This window comes from Streptomyces cinereoruber (assembly GCF_009299385.1).
GTDB lineage: Bacteria > Actinomycetota > Actinomycetes > Streptomycetales > Streptomycetaceae > Streptomyces > Streptomyces bikiniensis.
On record NZ_CP023693.1, the window covers coordinates 5848943 to 5867179 of the forward strand.

At 73.2% G+C, this 18237-nt stretch carries 15 protein-coding genes; 6 read left to right on the top strand and 9 right to left on the bottom strand.

The window, feature by feature from the left end:
* Positions 1-108 precede the first annotated feature (108 nt).
* Positions 109-1734, bottom strand: a complete 1626-nt coding sequence (locus CP977_RS26405; protein WP_152370918.1) for an AMP-binding protein — start codon at positions 1732-1734, stop codon at positions 109-111.
* A gap of 192 nt (positions 1735-1926) precedes the next feature.
* Between CP977_RS26405 and CP977_RS26410 the strand changes: the two genes are divergently transcribed.
* From CP977_RS26410 to CP977_RS26420, 3 genes are all read left to right on the top strand, one after another.
* Positions 1927-3117 carry an acyl-CoA dehydrogenase family protein gene (locus tag CP977_RS26410; RefSeq protein WP_062751745.1) on the top strand — a complete coding sequence of 397 codons (1191 nt, stop codon included), beginning with the start codon at positions 1927-1929 and terminating at the stop codon, positions 3115-3117.
* Positions 3114-3527, top strand: a complete 414-nt coding sequence (locus tag CP977_RS26415) for a RidA family protein (RefSeq protein WP_062751744.1) — start codon at positions 3114-3116, stop codon at positions 3525-3527. The genes CP977_RS26410 and CP977_RS26415 overlap by 4 nt, the downstream gene beginning before the upstream one ends.
* 108 nt (positions 3528-3635) lie before the next feature.
* Complete coding sequence (locus tag CP977_RS26420) at positions 3636-5192, top strand: MFS transporter (protein WP_079130986.1); 1557 nt, start codon at positions 3636-3638, stop codon at positions 5190-5192.
* A 75-nt stretch (positions 5193-5267) separates the two neighbouring features.
* On the opposite strand, the gene CP977_RS26425 is transcribed toward CP977_RS26420, so the two are convergent.
* The 6 genes from CP977_RS26425 to CP977_RS26450 all read right to left on the bottom strand — a co-directional run bounded on the left by CP977_RS26425 (position 5268) and on the right by CP977_RS26450 (position 15104).
* On the bottom strand, positions 5268-7493 hold the full coding sequence (locus CP977_RS26425) for a SpoIIE family protein phosphatase (RefSeq protein WP_079130985.1): 2226 nt from the start codon (positions 7491-7493) through the stop codon (positions 5268-5270).
* Entirely contained in the window at positions 7490-7918 is a 429-nt protein-coding gene (locus tag CP977_RS26430) for an STAS domain-containing protein (protein WP_079130984.1), read from the bottom strand. The genes CP977_RS26425 and CP977_RS26430 overlap by 4 nt, the downstream gene beginning before the upstream one ends.
* A gap of 155 nt (positions 7919-8073) precedes the next feature.
* Positions 8074-8355, bottom strand: coding sequence for an STAS domain-containing protein (locus CP977_RS26435; protein ID WP_062751742.1), 282 nt, complete (start codon positions 8353-8355; stop codon positions 8074-8076).
* Complete coding sequence (locus CP977_RS26440; protein ID WP_152370919.1) at positions 8355-12521, bottom strand: SpoIIE family protein phosphatase; 4167 nt, start codon at positions 12519-12521, stop codon at positions 8355-8357. The genes CP977_RS26435 and CP977_RS26440 overlap by 1 nt, the downstream gene beginning before the upstream one ends.
* A gap of 384 nt (positions 12522-12905) precedes the next feature.
* On the bottom strand, positions 12906-14321 hold the full coding sequence (locus CP977_RS26445; RefSeq protein WP_152370920.1) for a TerD family protein: 1416 nt from the start codon (positions 14319-14321) through the stop codon (positions 12906-12908).
* A 234-nt stretch (positions 14322-14555) separates the two neighbouring features.
* Entirely contained in the window at positions 14556-15104 is a 549-nt protein-coding gene (locus CP977_RS26450) for a hypothetical protein (RefSeq protein ID WP_152370921.1), read from the bottom strand.
* Positions 15105-15411: 307 nt separating this feature from the next.
* On the opposite strand from CP977_RS26450, the gene CP977_RS26455 reads away from it, so the two are divergent.
* The gene (locus CP977_RS26455; RefSeq protein WP_152370922.1) at positions 15412-16503 is read left to right on the top strand and encodes a hypothetical protein; all 1092 of its coding nucleotides are present in this window, start codon (positions 15412-15414) and stop codon (positions 16501-16503) included.
* A gap of 12 nt (positions 16504-16515) precedes the next feature.
* Here the strand turns inward: CP977_RS26455 and CP977_RS26460 are convergent, their stop codons facing one another.
* Entirely contained in the window at positions 16516-16755 is a 240-nt protein-coding gene (locus tag CP977_RS26460; RefSeq protein ID WP_152370923.1) for a hypothetical protein, read from the bottom strand.
* The gene (locus CP977_RS26465) at positions 16752-16994 is read right to left on the bottom strand and encodes a hypothetical protein (protein WP_152370924.1); all 243 of its coding nucleotides are present in this window, start codon (positions 16992-16994) and stop codon (positions 16752-16754) included. Before CP977_RS26465 ends, CP977_RS26460 begins: the two co-directional genes overlap by 4 nt.
* A 203-nt stretch (positions 16995-17197) precedes the next feature.
* Between CP977_RS26465 and CP977_RS26470 the strand changes: the two genes are divergently transcribed.
* Positions 17198-18040, top strand: coding sequence for a helix-turn-helix domain-containing protein (locus CP977_RS26470; protein WP_152370925.1), 843 nt, complete (start codon positions 17198-17200; stop codon positions 18038-18040).
* Entirely contained in the window at positions 18022-18234 is a 213-nt protein-coding gene (locus CP977_RS26475; protein ID WP_062751735.1) for a DUF397 domain-containing protein, read from the top strand. The genes CP977_RS26470 and CP977_RS26475 overlap by 19 nt, the downstream gene beginning before the upstream one ends.
* Positions 18235-18237: the final 3 nt, after the last annotated feature.

Sequence of the window (18237 nt, forward strand, 5' to 3'; positions counted from 1 at the left end):
ATGTGCACACGTCAGACGGGGTCACGCGGGGCGCGGACGCGGGAGCGGGTACGAGTACGGGTGCAGGCGCGGGTACGGGGGCGGGCGCGGGCACCGCCGGGCATCGGCTCACACCGCCTCCCGCAGCCGGAAGCGCTGGAGCTTGCCCGTCGCCGTGCGCGGCAGCGCGTCCAGGAAGACGATCTCGCGGGGCGACTTGTACGGGGCGAGGCGGGCGCGCACGAAGGCGCGCAGCGCGGCGGCGGTGCTCGCGTCGCGCGGCACCCCGGCCCGTACCACCGCGTACGCGACGACGACCTGGCCGCGCAGTTCGTCCGGGCGGCCCACCACGGCCGTCTCCACCACGTCGGGGTGGTCGAGGAGGACCTCCTCGACCTGGGGCCCGGCGATGTTGTACCCGGCGGAGATGATCATGTCGTCGGCCCGGGAGACGTAGCGGAACCAGCCGTCGGGTTCGCGGACGTACGTGTCGCCCGTGACGTTCCAGCCGTCCCGTACGTACTCCGCCTGGCGGGGGTCGTCCAGATAGCGGCAGCCGACCGGGCCGCACACCGCCAGCAGCCCCTCCCGGCCGTCCGGGACCTCCCGGCCCTCCCGGTCGACCACCCTGGCGCGCCAGCCGGGGACGGGACGGCCGGTGGTGCCGGGGCGGATGTCGCCGTCGGCGGCCGACAGGAAGATGTGGAGGAGTTCGGTCGCGCCGATGCCGTTGATCAGGCGCAGGCCCGTACGGGCGTACCAGGAGCGCCAGGTCGCCTCGGGGAGGTTCTCCCCGGCGGAGACGCAGCGGCGCAGCGAGCCGGTGTCCGGGGCGGTGCCCTGGGCCAGCTCGTCCAGCATGACCCGGTAGGCGGTCGGGGCGGTGAAGAGGACCGAGACCCGGTGCCGCTCGATCGCGGCGAGGAGCTGCTTCGGGCCGGCCTGTTCGAGGAGGACCGCGCTCGCCCCGGCCCGCAGGGGGAAGACGAGGAGCCCGCCGAGGCCGAAGGTGAAGGCGAGCGGCGGCGAGCCGGCGAAGACGTCGTCGGGCAGCGGGCGCAGGACGTGCGCGGAGAAGGTGTCGGCGACGGCCAGGACGTCCCGGTGGAAGTGGACGCAGCCCTTGGGGCGCCCGGTGGTGCCGGAGGTGAAGGCGACGAGGGCCACGTCGTCGGCGGCGGTCGGCACGGCCTCGTACGGGCCGGGACGGTGGGCGGCGAGGGCGAACAGGTCGTCCGGGCCGTCTCCGCCGAACGGGGTGATCCGGAGGCCGGGGATCCGGGCCGCGAGGAGTTCGTCGAGGGAGCGGGCGTCGCACAGCGCGTGGGTGCAGCGGGCGGCGTCCGCCATGACGGCCAGCTCGGGGGCGCGCTGCTGGGCCAGAACGGTGACGGCGACCCCGCCGGCCTTCATCACGGCGAGCCAGCAGGCGGCCAGCCAGGGGGTGGTCGGGCCGCGGAGCATGACCCGGTTGCCGGGCACGACCCCCAGGTCGGCGGTGAGGACGCGGGCGATCCGGTCGACCCGGTCCCGCAGCTCCCCGTAGCTCCAGACCGCGCCGTCGCCGTCGTGGAAGGCGGGCCGGTCGGGACCGAACCGCTCCACCGTGCGGTCGAGGAGTTCCGCCCCGCAGTTGAGCCGGTCGGGGTACGCGAGCTCGGGAAGTCCGTCGAGGAGGATCCGGGGCCATCGCTCCGGCGGCGGCAGCCGGTCGCGGGCGAAGGTGTCCAGGTGCGCCGAGGGTGTCAGCTCCATGAGTCCGTCCCCCTGTCGTGGTGGGGTCGCCCGCTGCTCCACGAGCGTATCGTGACGGTGACGACAGTCAACGGTTCGCGACAAGGGTGCCGGGAGGCGCCGGTACGAGGGCGCCGGAGGGCGGCGCCACGACGGAGGCGCCGTAAGGCGGCGCTGTGACGAGGGCGCCCGAGGGCGCCGGAGAGGGCCCGCATGCCCGCATTCTCGCTCGAACCGGAACAGACCACCTGGTGTGCGGAGCTCCGCGCGCTCGCCGCCGAACGCCTGAAGCCCCTCGCCGAGCGGGGCGAACCCGGCCGGGTCAACCGCCCCCTCGTCGCCGCCCTCGGCGACCTCGGACTCCTCTCCCGCCTCTTCGAGGCCGGCGCCCTCGACCTCTGCCTCCTGCGCGAGTCCCTCGCCCGGGTCTGCACCGAGGCCGAGACCGCCCTCGCCCTCCAAGGCCTCGGCACCCACCCCGTCGCCGCCTTCGGCACCCCCGCCCAACGCGCCCGCTGGCTCCCCGAGGCCGCCGCCGGACGGGCCGTCGCCGCCTTCGCGCTCTCCGAGCCGGACGCCGGCTCCGACGCCGCCGCGCTCGCCCTCGACGCCGTCCCCGACGGACGCGGCGGCTGGCACCTGCACGGCGAGAAGCGCTGGATCTCCAACGCCCCCGAGGCCGACTTCGCCACCGTCTTCGCCCGCACCACCCCCGGCGCCGGCGCCCGGGGCGTCACCGCCTTCCTCGTCCCCGCCGACCGCCCCGGCCTCGGCGGCGAACCCCTCGACATGCTCGCCCCGCACGCCCTCGGCACCCTCGTCTTCGACGGCGTGCCCGTCGGCCCCGACGACCTCCTCGGTGCCCCGGACCGGGGCTTCCGGGTCGCCATGCACACCCTGAACCTCTTCCGCCCCAGCGTCGGCGCCTTCGCCGTCGGCATGGCCCAGGCCGCCCTCGACGCGGCCCTCGCCCACACCGCCGCCCGCCCCGCCTTCGGTGGCGTCCTCGCCGACCTGCAGGCCGTCTCCCACCGGATCGCCGAGATGGCCACCCGTACCGAGGCGGCCCGCCTCCTCGTCCACGCGGCGGCGAGCGCGTACGACCGGGGCGACCCGGACGTGCCCCGGCGCTCCGCGATGGCCAAGCTCCTCGCCACCGAGACCGCCCAGTACGTCGTCGACTCCGCCGTCCAGCTGCACGGCGCCGCCGCCCTCCAGCGCGGCCACCTCCTGGAACACCTCTACCGGGAGGTCCGCGCGCCCCGGATCTACGAGGGGGCCACCGAGGTCCAGCGCACGATCATCGCGAAGGACCTGTACGCCCGCCACCATGAGGAGCACCCGTACGACGGCCATCATGAGGAGCAGGGACACGCCTCCCCCCGGAAGGAGCCGGCCCCATGAGCCTGCACCGCCACAACCCCGCCGACCTCGCCCCGCCCACCGGCTTCAGCCACGCCGTCACCGCCACCGGCACCCGCTTCGTCTTCCTCGCCGGGCAGACCGCGCTCGACTCCGACGGCACGGTCGTGGGGGAGACCCTCACCGAGCAGTTCACCACCGCCCTCGCCAACCTCCTCACCGCCCTCCGCCACGCCGGCGGCACCCCCGCCGACCTCGCCCGGGTGACGGTCTACGCCACCGACGTCGAGGACTACCGCGCCCACGCCCACGAACTGGGCGGCATCTGGCGGAGACTGGCGGGCCGTGACTACCCCGCGATGGCCGTGATCGGAGTCGTACGCCTCTGGGACGAACAGGCCCTGGTGGAGCTGGACGGCTTCGCCGTCCTGGACGAGCCCGCGCACGCCTGACCGACCGGTTGATCGAGTGGTCGTCCTCCGGGGCCGGGCTTAGTGTCGAAAGGGTGGGCCGACCGGCCCACGACTCCCTCCGTGAGGGCGTACGCGCCGTGAACACCCATGCCTAGCTCCCCGAAGTCCACGACTCCCGCGGCCACGGCTCCCCGCCGGAGCGGCGGAGACGGCAAGGGCATCGCCCTGTTCGTGATCGCCTCCTGCCAGCTGATGGTCGTCCTCGACATCACGATCGTGAACATCGCGCTCCCGCACATCCAGAGCGCCCTCGACTTCTCGACCACCAGCCTGGCCTGGGTCGTCAACGCCTACACGCTCACCTTCGGCGGCCTCCTGCTCCTCGGCGGGCGCTTCGGCGACATCCTGGGCCGCCGCCGGGTCTTCATGTTCGGCGTGCTCCTCTTCGGACTGGCCTCGCTCCTCTGCGGGCTGGCCCAGAGCGAGTGGCAACTCCTCGCCGCCCGCGCCCTCCAGGGCGTCGGCGGCGCCATCGCCTCACCGACCGCGCTCTCCCTCATCACCACGACCTTCGACGAGGGCCCCGAACGCAACCGCGCCTTCGGCGTGTTCGCCGCCGTCTCGGCCGGCGGCAGCGCGATCGGCCTGGTGGCGGGCGGGATGCTCGTCCAGTGGCTCGACTGGCGCTGGATCTTCTTCGTCAACGTGCCCATCGCCCTCCTGATCGCCTTCCTGACGCCCCGCCACGTCAAGGAGTCGGAGCCGCGCCCCGGCCACTTCGACCTCACCGGCGCGCTCACCTCGACGATCGGCATGGTGGCCCTGGTGTACGGGTTCATCCGCGCGGCGGACAAGGGCTGGAGCGATCCGTACACGATCGGCTCGTTCGTCGCGGCGGTCGTCTTCCTGGCCGCGTTCATCCTGGTCGAGCGCCGTTCCCAGCAGCCGATCACCCCGCTGCGCATGTTCGCCGACCGCAACCGCTCGGGCACCTACGCCATGATGCTCTGTCTGGCGGCGGCGATCTTCGGCATGTTCTTCTTCCTCACCCTCTTCGTGCAGCAGGTCCTCGGCTTCAGCCCGTTGCGGGCGGGCCTCGCGTTCCTGCCGGTCAGCGCGATCATCGCGGTCGGCGCCGGACTCACGTCGAACCTGCTGCCCCGGTACGGGCCGAAGCCCTTCATGGTGACGGGCTCGGTCCTGGCCGCGGCGGGCCTCTCCTGGCTGACCCTGACGGACGTGCACTCCACCTACCTGGGGAGCATCCTCGGCCCGATCCTGGTCTTCGGCATGGGCATGGGCCTGATCTTCGTCTCGCTGACCATCATGGCCCTCTCCAACGTCGAACCGCGCGACTCGGGCGCCGCGTCCGGCCTGCTCAACGCCATGCAGCAGGTCGGCGGTTCGCTCGGCCTGTCGATCCTGGTCACGGTCTTCGGCACGGCCAGCCGCAACGAGGCGGTCAAGCAGGCCGCCGCCTTCCGCTCCCAGGCGAGCCCCCTGGAGAAGGCCCGCTTCGCGCAGACCGGCCAACTGCCACCGCCCTGGAGCGACCAGGTACTGACCTCCGGCGTCTCGGCGGGCTTCGTCACTGCGGCGATCTTCGCCGTGGTGGGCGCCCTGATCGCCCTCTTCGTCATCAAGGTCCGCCCGTCGGACATCGAACGCCTCAAGGGCGGCGGGGGCATGATGCCGGGCGGCTAGGCCGTCTCCTTCGATCGCCGATCGCCGACCGACGGCGTGACCACCGGCAGGCCACCGAGGCGGTCGGGGCCGGCGTCACTCCTCGGGGCGGGTGGCCGTCAGGACGAGGACGGCCTGGTCGTCGTCGATGCCGTGGTCGCCGGTGAAGGCCCGTACGGCCCGGGTGAGGGCGTCGATGACGTGGTGGGGGTCGGCGGTCCGGGGCGGGGCGTCCGCCAGGGCCGCGACGAGGCGCTCCTCGCCGAACTGTTCGCCGTCGGCGTCGCGGGCCTCGGTGATGCCGTCGGTGTAGAGCAACAGGCTCTCGTCCGGCCGCAGGAGGAGGCGGTGTGCGGTGAGGTGGGTCTCGGGCCCGATGCCCAGCAGGGCGCCGGGTACGTCGACGGTGCGGACGGTTCCCCGGGCGTCCAGGTGGAGGGGCATGGTGTGGCCGGCGCGGACGAGTTCGACGTCCAGACCGTGTGCGGTGGGGGTGAGGAGGCCGTGGACGAGGGTGACGAAGCCGGTGCCGTGTCCGGCGGGCCGGTTGACCAGGGCCTGGTTGACCGCCGCGACGACGGCCTCGGGGCCGGACAGGAGGGGAGCCACGGCGCGGGCGGTGTGACGGACCAGGGCGGTGGTGGTGGCGGCGATGGCGCCGCGCCCGCAGACGTCACCGAGCAGGAACGCCCACCGGCCCCCCTCCAGGGGGAAGACGTCGTAGAAGTCGCCGCCGATGTCGAGTCCCTCACCGGCGGGGTGGTAGTAGGTGGCCACCTTGGCGCCGGGCACCCGGGGCAGGTCGGGCAGGAGGAGTCCGGCCTGCAGGTCGCGGGCGAGGGCGGCGCGGTGGGTGTACTGGCGGGCGTTGCGCGCGGCCAGGGCGGCGCGCCGGGTGAGTTCCTCGGCCAGGGCGACGGTGTGTCCGTCGAAGGCGTGCTCGCCGGTGGACAGCAGGGTCACGGCGCCGAACGCCGTGCCCCGGTCGAGGAGGGGGAGGCACACGTAACCGGTGACGCCCAGCTCGTGCCAGGGACCGGGCCCGGAGGGGGTGCGGCGGGCCACCTCGGTCACGCCGGAGGCCAGGACGCGGGCGACGGCGTCGTCGGCGGCGTCGTAGACGGGGATGTGCGAGGCGAGGAGGTCCTGCTGGTGCCGGGTGGGGGCGGCGGTGGCGACGCGGCGCACCCGGCCGCCCTCGACCACGTCGACCGTGCCCAGCGGGGCCAGTCGCGGCACGCAGGCCGTGGCCAGGCGGTTCAGCGTCTGGGGGGCGTCCAGGTCGGAGGAGAGCGCGGTGCTCGCGTTCAGGAGGAAGGCCAGGTCGTCGCGGGCGGCCTGTTCGCGGGCCTCCGCCGCCCGGCGCGCCTGCTCGGCCCGGTGGCGCTCGATGGCCAGGGCGGCGGTGTCGGCGAAGACCCGGGCGAGCGCGAGGTCGGCCTCCCGCGGGGTCCGCGGGGTGCGGTGGTACATCGCGAAGGTGCCCAGGAGCGAGCCGTCGCGGGCCAGGATCGGGGTGGACCAGCAGGCGGCCACGCCGGCCTTCCCGGCCAGGTCGCGGAAGTCGTCCCAGAAGGGGTCGGTGGCGATGTCGGTGACGATCACCGGCCGGCGGCGGTGCGCGGCGGTGCCGCAGGAGCCCACGCCCTCGCCCGTGGCGATGCCGTCGATGGCCCGGTTGTAGAAGTCGGGCAGGCTGGGGGCCGCGCCGTGGCGCAGGTGGCCCCCGTCGGCGTCGGCGAGCAGGACCGACACCAGCACCTCTTCGGGAGCGAGCTCCTCGATGGCGCGGGCCATGCCCTCCAGGACCTCGGGCAGGGGGGCCTGGCGGGCGATCTGCTCGAGCAGGGCCCGGTGTTCGGCCGTCAACCGCTGCGCGTGCTGGACCTGGGTGGTCTCCACCCCGATCACCCGTACGCCCATGACGTTGCCGCCGCCGTCCAGGCGGGGCTCGTAGGTGAAGTCGAAGAACGCCTCGCGCGCCTTCTCCCCCTCCCCCAGGATCACCCGGGCGTTGCGCCCTACGTGGGCCTTGCCCGTGCGGTAGACCCGGTCGAGCAGACCGATGAACCCCTGGGCGACCAGTTCCGGCATGAGCCGCCCCAGCGGCACCCCGGTGCGGGTGCGCTCGGGTCCGCCGATCGCCGCGAAGAAGGCGGGATTGGCCGCCTCCAGCATGTGCGCCGGCCCGGCCAGGGAGGCGAACACGGCCATCGAGTGTCCGAACAGGGCCCGCAGGTCGTCCTCCGTGCCGCTGTCGACGGCGCGTGGCGTCGGCACCTGGGCGGACCGGGGCGCCCGCCGTCCTGACACCCCCGTCATCCGACGTTTTCCCCGCTCGGCCGCACCGGTTCGTCGGTGCCCGCGGCGAGCGCGCCGTGGTCGGCCGCGTGCGCGGCCAGGGCCTCGTCGGCGTCGGCGTACAGGGAGAAGATCTGGTTGAGTCCCGTCAGGTTGAACAGGCGGTCCAGGAAGGCGGGCACCGCCGCCAGGCGCAGGACCCGGCCCTGCCCGGAGAGCTGGTTGTACAGCTTCAGCAGGGCGGTGATGCCGGTGGAGTCGCAGTACGTGAGGTGGGAGCAGTCGATCACCACCGCACCCGTGTCCTCCCGCGTACCCAGTTCCCTGTCACCGGCCTCGTACAACTGCACCGCGCTGTGGAAGTCGAGGTCCCCGCGCAGCACGAATACCACTCCCCGCGTGTCCCGTCTGACGTCTACCGCGAACACCCTCAGTTCCCTCCGCATGCGGTTCCCGGCGGGAACCCGTGGTGAAGATCAGGAAAATGATACTTTCATCCGGATGTGTCCGGAATCCTGTTCCCCGGCCTCGCCACCGCCGGGGTCGGACCGAACTCCTGCCCCCTCGTCGGCGCGCCACACCGGGCCCTTCGGCGCACGCGTCAGTGGCGTGTGGTCAGGCCGGTCAGCCCGGAGATGGTCAGGACCGGGGCCAGGAGCGGACCGGCGACGAGTTCGAGTCGGTCGGCGTGGGAGAAGAGGACGCTCAGGCCGGCGCTGTCGAGGTAATCGACGGCGGTCAGGTCGAGGACGAGGGGCCCCGGGGTGCTGTCGAGCGCGTCGGCCAGGCTGCTCGTGTTGCTCATGTCGATCTCGCCGACCGCGGTCAGCACGGCCGTGCCGTCCGGACGTCGACCGGGCGTGAGGGTCAGGAGTGTGGTCATCAGGCGATCCTTGTGTGCATGGCGACGGTGGTCCCGGTGGGGCCCTGGGTGACGGTGACCTGCTGCATCAGGGCCCGCATCAAGGCCATGCCGCGGCCGCGGTGGGCATTGCGCTCGGGTTGGGGGACCTTCCACCTTCCGGTGTCCGTGACGGTGAGGTGCAGGTTGTCGACGGACGCCTCGGCACGGAAGTAGACGGTGTCGCCGGGGGCGTCGCGGTGTCCGTGCTCGATGGCGTTGGCACACGCCTCGCCCGCCGCCACGAGGATGTTCTGCACGGTGCCCGGTGGCAGGTCGCACTGGTCGAGCCAGCCGCGCAGAGCCTTGCGGACGGGGGCGAGCTGGCCCGATTCCGCGGGGAAGGACATCTCCAGCGGGGCCGGGTGCCGGTAGAGCAGCAGGGCGACGTCGTCGTCGTAGCCGTCGGCGGGTGCCAGCCGGGACATGACGTCGGTGGCGAGCTCGTCGATCGCGGTGTCCCGGCCGTCCTGGAGCGCTTTGCCGGCCTGGTCGATGCCCGCGCTGAGCGGGCGGCGGCGGCGTTCGACGAGGCCGTCGGTGTACAGCAGCAGGGTGGAGCGGGCCGATATGGCGCAGCGGCCCTCGGGGCGCGGGGCACCGGGACGGACGGCCAGGGGCAGGGAGCGCCCGTCCTCGAGGAGCCGGGTGGTGCCGTCGGCGAGGACCAGGATGCCCGGGGGGTGTCCGGCGCTGGAATAGGTGAGTGCTCCGGTCCCGGGGTCGAGGACCCCGCAGAAGACGGTGGTGCACATCGCACCGGGGACACCGGCGGCGAAGCGGTCCAGGGCCATGAGCGCCTGGGCCGGGCCGGCGTCCTGCAGCAGCAGGGCGCGGCAGGCGCTGCGCAACTGGCCCATGACGCTGGCGGCCTCCAGGCCGCGGCCGACGCAGTCGCCGACGACGATGCCGATGCGGCCGTCGGGCAGGGTGACGGTGTCGTACCAGTCGCCGCCGACCTCCAGGGGCCGGGTGGCGGGCTCGTAGCGGACGGCGAAGCCTTCGGGCAGGTGGGACGGGCCGAGGATGGCGCGCTGCAGGGCGATGGCGGTCTCGCGCTGCTGGTCGATCTGGTGCGCGCGGGCCAGGCCCTGGGCCAGGCGCCCGGCCAGGAGGGACAGCAGGAGCTGGTCCTCGCCGGTGAAGGGGCGCTGTTCTTCCAGGTCGATCCGGAGGGCGAGCGGGCCGTCGGGGTGCTCCAGGAGGACGGCCGCCCCGCCCGGGTCGGTGACGGGGGTGAGCTCCGGCTGCCGGCACAGGCCGGCGAGCGCGTCACGGTGTTCGGCGGGCAGTTCCCGCCAGGTGAGGGAGGGGTCGGTGGAGGTGAGGACGGGTTCGTCGCCGTGGCCGAAGACCGCCGCCGCGACGTTCCGGGCGCGCCACACCTCCTTCAGCTCCTCCAGGGCGCCGGCCGTGGCGTCGGACAGACTGGTGGCCTGGGACAGGCGGGCGCCCAGGGCGGCCAGGGCGGTCTCGCGCTGGACGGCGTAGTGCTCGGTGGTCACGTCGCGGAAGGTCCCGACGATCACGGTGCGATCGGTGTCGGGGTCCTGGACCTGGTTGAAGGTGGCGGTCACCCACAAGCGGTGCCCGTCGCGGTGGGTGACGGGGATGGTGTAGCTGCCCCGTTCCTGGCCGGTCAGCGTGGCGAAGGCCTCGGCGACCTGACGGTGCGCCTCGGGCTGGACGGCGGCGTCCGGCCACCAGGGGTGGACCGGCCGGTAGGGCAGGCCCTCGGGACCGTAACCGAGGATGGTGGTGAAGGAGGCGTTGATCTCGATGACCGCGCCGTCCTCGTCGCAGACGAAGAACGCCTCCTGGAGGGAGTCGATGAGGGCGGTGCGCCACCGGGCGTGATGGTTGCGCAGCCGGGCCAGCTTCACGTTGGCCTCGACCCGGGCGAGGAGTTCGGCCGCCGCGAACGGCTTGACGAGGTAGTCGTCAGCGCCCGCCCGCAGACCCTCGATGGAGGCCTCCTGCCCGGCGCGGGCGGACAGGAGCAGGACCGGCACCGAAGCGGTGCGCGGGTCGGCGCGCAGCGCCCGGACCAGGTCCAGGCCGTTCAGCCGGGGCATCATCACGTCGCTGACCACGACGTCGGGGGCTTCCGCGCGGACGGCGTCGAGGGCCTGCCGGCCGTCTTCGACCGCGTGGACCGAGTGGCCGGCGCCGCGCAGCAGCCGGGTGAGGTACTCGCGCATGTCGGCGTTGTCGTCGGCGATCAGCACCCGCGCCGGGGCCGCCGGACGGGGGAGCCGCGCGTCGTCGCCGGTGTCCGGGGCGGCGTCGAACGCGTCGGTCGCCTCCTCGGTCCGTTCGCCCGGCAGCCAGCGCAGGGCTTCCTGGACGAAGGGATCGGCGGCGGAGGGCGCGGTGGTGCCCATTTCCGGCCGGACGGCGTGGGCGGGCAGGTGGGCGGAGCCGAAGGGCAGCCGGATGGTGAAGCGGGTGCCCTCCCCCTCGGTGGAGACGGCGGCGATGGTGCCGCCGTGCAGGCCGACCAGCTCCTTCACCAGGGCCAGGCCGATGCCGCTGCCCTCGCCGGAACGGGAGCGGGCGTTCTCGATGCGGTGGAACCGTTCGAACAACCGGGGCATCTCCTCGGCGGCCACGCCGATCCCGGTGTCCGCGACCGTCACCACGGCCTCGCCGTCCTCCGCGCGCACGCCCACGCGGATCATGCCGTCGAAGGTGAACTTCAGCGCGTTGCTGAGCAGGTTGAGGACCACCTTCTCCCACATGCCGCGGTCGACGTACACCGGCTCGGGGAGGGGCGCGCAGTCGACCTGGAAGTCCAGGCCGGCCTTGTCGACGGCGGAGCGGAACACACTGGCCAGTTCGCCGGTGATCGCGGCCAGGTCGACCGGCTCGTAGCTCGCCCGCATCCGGCCCGCCTCGATGCGGGAGAAGTCGAGGAGCGTGTTGACCAGCTTGCCCAGCCGGAGCCCGTTGCGGTGAATGGCGCTCAGTTCCTCCCGCACGCGCGGCTCCGCGTCGGCGAGCTGCTGCTGCAGCTCCTGGAGCGGCCCCATGATCAGGGTCAGGGGGGTGCGGAACTCGTGGCTGATGTTGGAGAAGAAGGTCGTCTTGGCGCGGTCGAGTTCCGCGAGCTCCTCGGCCCGGCGCTGCTGCGCCTGGTAGCTGCGGGCACTGGAGACCCCGGTGGCCACGTGTCCGGCGACCAGTTCCAGGAAGCCCCGGTGGCCCTCGTCCAGGGCGCGGTAGCGGTTCAGGCCGGCCACCATGAACCCGTAGGGGGCCGCGCCCTGTTGGTGCAGGGGAACGACCAGCGCCTGGGTGGGCACCTCTTCCCACCCTCCGGAGGGCAGGTCCCGGAACGGCTCGCCGTCCAGCGGTACCAGCAGGGACTCCCCGCGGGTCGGGGCGTCCGTCGGCCACACGGACGTGGAGTCCGCGGGGAGCGTCTCCGGCGCCATCGGGTGGCCGTCCGGTACTCCGGTGAGGGAGGAGAGGCGGGCGGAACCGTCTTCCTGGAAGAGGTAGGTCAGAGTGAAGGGCAGGTCGTACGGATTGCGGCCGAGCTGCCCCGCGACGAAGTCGAACATCTGGGGTTCGGTGCGGATGACGCTCGGGTCGGAGCCGAGGTCGCGCAGAGTGGCCATGCGGCGCTCGCCGATGACCCGCTCGGTGTCCTCGCTGACCACGCAGAGCATGCCCACCACGGCGCCGTCGTCGTCGCGCAGCGGGCTGTAGGAGAAGGTGTGGTAGCTCTCCTCGGGGTAGCCGGAGCGCTCGAGGAACAGCAGCAGCGCCTCGTCCCAGGTCGCCTCGCCGCTGGTCAGGACGGTGTCGATGCGCGGACCGATGTCGCTCCAGATCTCGGACCACACCTCGCTGGACGGCCGGCCCAGTGCCCAGGGGTACTTCTGTCCCAGGGTGTCGCGCCGGTAGGCGTCGTTGCAGAAGAACGTCAGTTCCGGCCCCCAGGCCATCCACATGGCGAACTTCGAGGACAGCAGGATGCTCACGGCGGTCCGCAGACTCTGCGGCCAGTCCTGCGGCGGCCCCAGCGGCGTCGCCGACCAGTCCACCCGGGCGAGGTCCTCGCCGATCCCCTTGTCGGCGCCGAACACCCCGGTCACAGCCGTCGACGGCGTGGCGGGCCCGCCGTCCTCCGAGCGCGTCACAGACCATCCTTTCGTTCGCTCCGGCCCTTGGGCGAAGCGCCTGCCGCAGGCCGCTCCCGAGAGCCGTCGAGCACCGGACACCAAGGGTCCGGTACCCCGCGGGAGCTGTCGGAGTCCTTCTGCGCCGCCTGAGGATCCACCGGTGTGCTTCCGTAGGATAAGACAATCGCAGAGGGGCGTCGTGGCGCCGGTGGTGCACGGCCGGGCCGCGGTGCGCACGACCTTTGACGGAGCGTTGCCGCCGGTACGTCGAGCGGCTTCCTCCGGGCCGTCCGGAGGGCGGTCGACGGGGACGGCCGCCGTTCCGGCCCGAAACCGCGCGGGGACGGAAAGGGCGGCGTCCGGGCGCCGCCTCCTCCGCAGGGCCCGTCCGCCCGGCGCCGCTCAGCGCCTCGCCCGGAGCAGTCGGCCCAGTGCCCCACGGGGCTCGGGCGGCAGCTTCACCGGGCCGTCGGCGTCCCGGCCGCCGCTGTGGGGCCGCACGTCCTTCAGACGCGCGTTCCAGGGACCGTCCGCCGCGGTCAGACGGACGAGGAGCGGACCCTCGGGCAGTGGCAGGGTCTCCTTGCGCGCGCCGATCTCGTTGACGGCGGGCCTTCCCGGGTTCGGAAGCGTGGTGGGGTCCATGTGCCCCGCCAGCCTGTAGAGGTGACCGATGAAATTGGTGTCGCCCTTGTAGTGGAAGGTGACGTCGGCCGTACCTCCGGTGTGCAGCAGGACGTCGGGGCCCCAGCCCTCCAGCCGGCCCTCCGACAGGCGCCGGGCCTCCGCCAGCGGCAGGACCCGTACCCGCCAGGAGCCGTTCGCCTCCAGCCGCAGGCGCAGCCGGCCGTGCTCGGGGACGGAGGTGACCACCCGTCCCCAGAAGTCCTTCGCCGTGCTGTTGACGAGATGACGCCCCTTGGTGTTGGACTCGTCGAGGGGCCACAGACCCGTGTAGACGTCGCCCTTCAGGGACAGTTCGACCATGACGGGGCCGTGGGGGAGGTCCTTCACGGTGATCACGTCGTTGTCCCGGCCGGTGACGGTGCGCGGCTCGAAGACGGGCCCGCACGTCCAGTCCGACGGGCCGGGCTTCGGCACGGGCGGGGAGGACGCCGCCGGGAGCGCCCGGTCCGGTGCCCCCGCCCCGGCCTGCCTCCGGGCCAGAGCCAGGGCCCGGATCTGTTCCGGGGTCATGTCCAGGATCTGGTCCCGGGTGAGGCGCGGGCCCTGAGCCCCGGCCCCGGCCTCGGCCGGGGCGGCCGGGGTGGGCAGAGCGGCCGGGACGGGCGTCGGGATCCGTTCCGGTACCTCCTGCGGGCCCCCGTCCACGTCCACCCCGTGGTCCACCGCGAGGCCCGTCAGCCCGTCCACGTACCCCTGGCCGACCGCGCGGAACTTCCAGCCGCCGGACCGGCGGTACAGCTCCGCGAGGACCATCGCCGTCTCGCCGCCCGCATCGGTCACCCCGTACCCCACGACCGTCGCGCCGTCCGGCCCGAAGACCTCCACGGACAGCCCGCGCACGTCCCGCAACGCGCCCTCCTCCGTCCACGCGACGACGAGGACGCGGGTGATCTCCTCCTCGACCGAGGGGAGGGCCGTCTCCAGCCACGCCGTGCCGTCCTCGCCGGCGGACAGCCTCACCGCGCCCGACGGGTGCGCCGGAGCGCCGTCGAACACGATGTCGGCGTCCCCCCGGACCCTGCCCTGTTCCGTCACGAGCAGTGCCGCGACGTCGACGCCGTTCCGGACGGCGACGCGCAGTGCCGCCGTCGGGACGAAGGCATTGTCTCCCTTGACCAATTCCCTGAGCATGAGCCGATCTTGCGCACGACGGGGGAACGTGTGCAAGGCCCGGGGTGCGGGCACCCGGGACGCTCCGAGGGGGAACGGAACCGATTTCCGCGGAGGTACCCCGGCGCCGCCGGGCACGAGGACTTCGCGCACCGCCGGGCGGGCCGGTGGCGGACCGGACCACCTGTGGCGTCACCGGGCGGGGCCGGCCGCGGTGACCGGCGACCGGCGACCGAACGACCCGGAGGACACCCCTTAGGAGGCCGGCTCGGGACGCAACCGGGCGTACGGCTCCTCGGGGCAGGCGGCGTCCGGCGGGGCGAGCTTGAGGTAGGCGGTCGCGTACTGCGGGTTCTCGACCTCCTCGCCCGGCGCCGGCTCCTGGAAGCAGACCCGCCACGTACTCGGGTCGGCGGGCAGCACGACGTCGGTGTAGACGCTCTCCGGCCGCACCTTCCGGACCCCGACGGCCTCCAGCATCTCCCCGGCCCGTACGAGGGACGCTCCGGCGACGCCCGGCATCACCGGCCAGGGGACCGCCTCGCCGTCCGCGGCGGGACAGGGCGAGTCGACGCGCACCACCCCGAGGTCGAGCACGGGCCGGCCCCCGCCCCGCTGCCCGCCCGCCGTCTGGAAGCACACCTTCCACCCGTCCGCGTCCCACTGCCCGTCGTCCCGGTCGGAGGCGTCGTGCGTCACGACGTCGTACCCGGCCCCGTCCGCGACCCCCTGCGCCTCCCTGAGCACCTTCCCGACGAGCTGCGGAGGCCCGGCGGGCACGGAGGGAGTGCTCGTGGGCTCCACGGAGGAGGAAGAGACGGAAACCTCCGGCCGACCCCCCTCCTTCGCATCCCCGACACCCACTCCCGGTCTCCCACCCGGATCGCCGAACACCAACAACCCGCCCCCGAACACCACCAGCACACCGACGACGACGAACCCCGGCCGCCGCCACCAGGGACGCACGACGGGGCTTGCGGGCGGGGGCGGGGGCGCGTAGGGGTCCACGGCGGGATCGTAGGCCCGTCTCCACGACCGCCGCCGGGGTATGCCCGGATCGGCGGAAACGCACCCCGGATATCCTCTGAGGCCCCCAGGAAAGGACCGGGAAGTGATACGCAGGACGGTGTTCCGCTGGACGGCGTGGGTGGCGGGGGTGCTGGTCCTCGGGCTCCTGGCGACATGGATCTGGTGGCGGGAGAGCGAAACGGCGGCCCGCTGGCGCTTCGAGGACGCCATGAAGACCTACTGCGGGGGCGTACTGGCCTACGAGAAGGGCCCGTTGTTCGACGGCCTCGGCCACGAGATCGAACTGCGGAGCGACTACAGCCCGAGGAAGAACGCCCACACCTGCCGGCTGGGCAGGTCGAGGCGAGAGGTCGTGGTGGCGCTCCTGCCCGGCGGAGATCCCGGTCCCGGAGAGCTGAAGGACACCCTGCCGCCGCTCCGGGACAAGGTGCTGCTGCCGCTCCCGCTGGGCGGGGGCTGGCGGGGCTGGATCGACGGCTCCTCGGCACGGGTCCTGCTCGACTGCCGGGGGAGCGCGGACCGCGTCGCCGTGACGGTCGAAATGACCTCCCCCTTGCGCGAGGAGGACGCGGAGAAGGTGTTCGCGGAGCCGGAGATGATGTGGGAGGAGACCGACCACCTCTCCGGAACCCGGTTCGCCCTCGCGACGGCGGTCAAGGCGGCCGGGCACTGGGGCTGCGAGGCCGAGACGGGGAAGCCCCTCACGTCCCTGCCCGAAGTCACGCGTGACGAGGAGGCCGAACGCGCGGACGGCACCTGCGCGGGCCTGCCCTTCGCCCTCGACCGGCGCCTCGACACCGTATGGGAGACCGCGGTCGACCGGTCTGCCGTGTACGAGATCTGCGAGGTCGAGGCCGCGCACTACTTCGACGACCGCTACACCTTCACCGCCCGCTTCGGCCCGTACGCCCTGGCCGCCCGACGCGGGAGCCACGTCCACCACAGCACCACCGAGGCGGGCGCGAAGGGCGGCACGCTCTGGGCCTCCGCCCGCTGCCCCGGCGACACCGAACGCGCCCTGTTCACCGGCTACATCCCGCCTAAGGCGGCCACCGTCTGGCTCCCCGGCGAGAAGGGCGAGGAGACCTTCGGCCTCCCGGCCTTCCACGAGTTCGCCAAGCGCTCCGCCGAACGCCACGGCTGCACCGACCTGCGCCTGCCGAAGGCGCGCTGACCCGCGCCCGGGTCAGCGGCCGACCCGACCGCGCCGACTGCGCGCGTTGGCCTCGGCGACGAGGGCGCTCAGCAACTCCGCGCCGGTGAGGGGATGGAGGTCCGACGGGGCGACGTCCCACGGGAAGCCGCCGACGAGCGGACGGAGCCGGAGGTACGGGCCGCCCGCCTCCGTGACACGGCCGACGAGGTTACGGGTGGTGTCGAGGACGACCGCGCCGACGAGGGGGAGGCCGTGGTCCTCGCCGGTCACCGCGTGAGCCCGTTCAGGATCACCTCGGCGAGCGCGTGGGCGACGGGCGCGGAGCAGACGCCGAGGTGGACGAGGGCGTAGGAGGCCTCGCCCTCGCGCTCGTCCGGCCACGGCCTGCGGATGTCCATGGCGGGGAGCTGGACGCCGGCCCGTGAGAGCGCGGCGGCGAGGGCGTCCCGTGCGTCCAGGGCCTCCTGGATCTTGGGCGTGGTGCTCGGTTCGCGCGGGGTGGGTGCCATGGGTTCACTCCTCGTGGGTCGGTTCCGCCGTTTCACGGACCTGTTGACGTGCGCTGGATTACGCTGCGTAGTCCAGGTGTGACGAGGATGTGCCCGGACGCGGGTGGGCCGGGTGTGGACGGGGGAGTACTTCCGCGGCGTACGGCGCCGGTTCCACACCTTCCACACGGTCGGTCCGCACGAGCGACGCGGAGGGCGACGCAATGCCGCAGCGACGAGTGGTCAGCGGCCGGAGCCAGGAGCCGCGTCAGCGGTTCGCGGAGGAACTGCACAGGCTCCGGACGGCCCGGAAGCTGAGCCTCCGGCAACTCGGCGAACGGGTCGGCTGGGACTGGTCCCTGTTCGGCAAGATGGAGAAGGGCGAGACCCTGGGCAGCCCGGACGTCGTCCAGGGCCTGGACACGTTCTACGGGACGCCGGGGTTGTTGCTGGCGCTGTGGGAACTCGCGGCGGGGGACAAGTCGCAGTTCAAGGAGCGGTACCGGCGGTACATGACGCTGGAGGCCGAGGCGGTGAGCCTGTGGCACTTCGCGGTGAGTGTGTTGCCGGGGTTGTTGCAGACGGCGGGGTACGCGCGGGAGCTACTGGCCTCGGGTGGGTACAAGGGCAAGGAATTGGACCAGCAGGTCGAAGCCCGGATGAGCCGAAAGGCGCTGCTGGAGGGAGAGGACGCGCAGCCGTTCCGGACGATCCTGTCGGAAGCAGCCGTCCGGACCGCCCTGCGGGACCCGACGGCGTGGCGGGAACAGCTTGAGTATTTGTGCGAAATGGCCGAGCAGCCGAACGTGACGATTCAAGTGCTCCCTCAAAGCGCCGGGTTGCACGGGTTGTCGAGTACGGACGTGTGGTTCCTACGGCTGCCGGGCGGACGCACCGTGGCGTACACGGAACACGGATACGGGGGCGAGCTCTTCGAGGACAGCGCGGCAGTGGAGCGCATGCAACGTGCGTACGATGCGATGCGTGACCTGGCGCTTTCTCCGGCCGAGTCGCGGAAATTCATCCTGTGCATGTTGGAGGAGCTGCCGTGCGACCCATCGACCTGAGCACTGCGACCTGGCGCAGGAGCAGCCACAGCAACCAGGACGGCGGCGCGTGCGTCGAGGTCTCCGACGACTTCGCCCCCCTCGTCGTCCCCGTACGCGACAGCAAGACCCCGCACGGTCCGGCCCTCGTGTTCCCGGCGGGCGGCTGGTCCTCCTTCGTCAAGGCGGTCAAGGGCGGGCGGCTGAACGCCTGAGCA

Coding starts and splice junctions, on each gene's coding strand:
- CP977_RS26405 (WP_152370918.1), bottom strand. CDS start 1,734: ATGGAGCTGACACCCTCGGCGCACCTGGACACCTTCGCCCGCGACCGG.
- CP977_RS26410 (WP_062751745.1), top strand. CDS start 1,927: ATGCCCGCATTCTCGCTCGAACCGGAACAGACCACCTGGTGTGCGGAG.
- CP977_RS26415 (WP_062751744.1), top strand. CDS start 3,114: ATGAGCCTGCACCGCCACAACCCCGCCGACCTCGCCCCGCCCACCGGC.
- CP977_RS26420 (WP_079130986.1), top strand. CDS start 3,636: ATGCCTAGCTCCCCGAAGTCCACGACTCCCGCGGCCACGGCTCCCCGC.
- CP977_RS26425 (WP_079130985.1), bottom strand. CDS start 7,493: ATGACGGGGGTGTCAGGACGGCGGGCGCCCCGGTCCGCCCAGGTGCCG.
- CP977_RS26430 (WP_079130984.1), bottom strand. CDS start 7,918: ATGCGGAGGGAACTGAGGGTGTTCGCGGTAGACGTCAGACGGGACACG.
- CP977_RS26435 (WP_062751742.1), bottom strand. CDS start 8,355: ATGACCACACTCCTGACCCTCACGCCCGGTCGACGTCCGGACGGCACG.
- CP977_RS26445 (WP_152370920.1), bottom strand. CDS start 14,321: ATGCTCAGGGAATTGGTCAAGGGAGACAATGCCTTCGTCCCGACGGCG.
- CP977_RS26465 (WP_152370924.1), bottom strand. CDS start 16,994: ATGGCACCCACCCCGCGCGAACCGAGCACCACGCCCAAGATCCAGGAG.
- CP977_RS26470 (WP_152370925.1), top strand. CDS start 17,198: ATGCCGCAGCGACGAGTGGTCAGCGGCCGGAGCCAGGAGCCGCGTCAG.